1 protein-coding gene is annotated in these 1,609 nt (G+C 42.5%); it reads left to right on the forward strand.

Annotated features, from left to right (window positions below; translation table 11 throughout):
* Positions 1-585 precede the first annotated feature (585 nt).
* Positions 586-1,452 (forward strand): MNIO family bufferin maturase, encoded by an 867-nt coding sequence (bufB, locus tag F6K20_RS37735; protein ID WP_287298290.1) that lies wholly within the window; start codon positions 586-588, stop codon positions 1,450-1,452.
* Positions 1,453-1,609: the final 157 nt, after the last annotated feature.

Consider the following 1,609-nt stretch of genomic DNA (forward strand, 5'->3'; position numbering starts at 1 on the left):
AAAGGGGGGAATTAGATTCAGCTGAGTAGTGTTATGTATACAGAACCCTTAAGAAAGGGGGGAATTAGATTCATATGTACACCGATCCCCCCTAACCCCCCTTAAGAAAGGGGGGAATTAGATTCAGTTGAGTAGTGTTATGTATACAGATCCCCCCTAACCCCCCTTAAGAAAGGGGGGAATTAGATTCAGTTGAGTAGTGTTATGTACATAGATCCCTTAAGAAAGGGGGGAATTAGATTCAGTTGAGTAGTGTTATGTACATAGATCCCTTAATAAAGGGGGGAATTAGATTCAGCTGAGTAGTGTTATGTATACAGAACCCTTAAGAAAGGGGGGAATTAGATTCATATGTACACCGATCCCCCCTAACCCCCCTTAAGAAAGGGGGGAATTAGATTCAGCTAAGTAGTGTTATGTATACAGAACCCCCCTAACCCCCCTTAAGAAAGGGGGGAATTAGATTCAGCTGAGTAGTGTTATGTACACCGATCCCCCCTAACCCCCCTTAAGAAAGGGGGGAATTAGAGTCAACTCACCACTACCATGGATAAATCCTGAAAATAATGCCATGACAATAATGCTATGACAACTCACGTTCCTTCAGCTTCAATTAAGGGTGCTGGCATCGGTTTACGCTCTGCCCATTATCAAGATATCCTTACTCATAAACATAGTATACCTTGGTTTGAGGTATTATTAGATAATTATTTAACTTCTCAAGGTTTACCACTCCACTATTTAGAAAAAGTCCGCCAAAACTATCCGGTTACGTTGCATGGCGTCGGTATGTCTTTGGGGTCAACAGACCCTTTAGATTTAGAGTATTTGGCAAATTTAAAACAGTTAGCCCAGCAGATTGAACCAGCATACATTTCCGATCACCTATCCTGGATTTCCGTTTCTGGTCACTATCTTAACGATTTAATTCCTCTTCCTTATACCGAAGCGGTGATGGCACATGTAGCCCAACGGATCTTGCAAGCTCAGGAATTTCTAGGTTGTCGGATTTTGATAGAAAACCCATCGGCTTACGTGAGCTTCACAGATTCAACCATGCCAGAATGGGTATTTATTCAACAATTGTTAGAAAAAGCAGATTGTTACTTGCTCCTAGATGTCAACAATCTTTATGTCACTGCTACTAACCAAGGATTTGACCCCCTTGATTATTTGAATACAATACCAGCAACCAGGGTCAAACAAATACATTTAGCAGGGTATGAAGAACGGGAAGACTATCTATATGATACCCACGGTTATCCCGTTCATCCTCCAGTGTGGCAATTGTATCAAGCAACATTAGAGCGCTTTGGTCCGGTGCCTACTCTGATTGAATGGGATACTGATATCCCAGCTTTTGAGGTATTAATGACTCAAGCTAGTAAAGCTCAGGACTATTTAGATAAGCATTCAGCCGTCAGCCGTGAGCTAAAAGCTCACGCTACTTGAGGTGCCGTCAGCCCTTGGCCACAGGCCGATTAGCTGATAGCTGATAGCTGATAGCTGATAGCTGATAGCTGATAGCTGATAGCTGATAGCTGATAGCTGATAGCTGATAGCTGATAGCTGATAGCTGATAGCTGATAGCTGATAGCTGATAGCTGAT

Origin of the sequence: Moorena sp. SIO2C4 (genome assembly GCF_010672485.1) — a bacterium.
GTDB lineage: Bacteria > Cyanobacteriota > Cyanobacteriia > Cyanobacteriales > Coleofasciculaceae > Moorena > Moorena producens.

Excerpts from the sequence above, each read along its gene's own strand:
- bufB (WP_287298290.1), top strand. The coding sequence starts at position 586 with ATGACAACTCACGTTCCTTCAGCTTCAATTAAGGGTGCTGGCATCGGT.